The 373-nt window shown below is 64.6% G+C and carries 1 protein-coding gene; it reads right to left on the bottom strand.

What is annotated here, in order from left to right; translation table 11 throughout:
• On the bottom strand, positions 1-298 hold a 298-nt coding region (locus ACO0LB_RS20635), incomplete at its 3' end, for a DUF692 family multinuclear iron-containing protein (RefSeq protein WP_423052589.1).
• Positions 299-373: the final 75 nt, after the last annotated feature.

Here is a 373-nt window from a genome sequence, read left to right as displayed (position 1 = left end):
ACAGGTGTTCCGACACCAGTGCCGGCTCGATCTGCTCTACCAGCTGGCGCACGCGCGCCAGATGCTGCTCAGAAAAACCGCGTGCCGAGCCCAGCCCCAGGCCCACGCCATGCAGACTCAGCGCATAGTCGGTGCGCAAGGTGGACAGTACTTGCCAGTCCCAGCCCGAACGGGCCAGATAATTTTCCGTGTGCACTTCCAGCCAGTCCACGGCAGGCCGGGCTGCCAGGAAGTCGCGGTAATGGCTGGCGCGCAAGCCGACGCCCACGCCAGCGAGCGCATGGGTGGGCAAAGGCATGCGCGCAGCAGCGATGATTACTGAGCCTTTTTAGGGGCCTTGACCGGTTTCAAGGAGCCGCCAGCCTGGGTGCAC

It is taken from the genome of Undibacterium sp. SXout7W (assembly GCF_049339385.1).
Taxonomy (GTDB): domain Bacteria; phylum Pseudomonadota; class Gammaproteobacteria; order Burkholderiales; family Burkholderiaceae_D; genus Undibacterium.
This window is presented reverse-complemented; position numbering and strand designations above follow the sequence as displayed.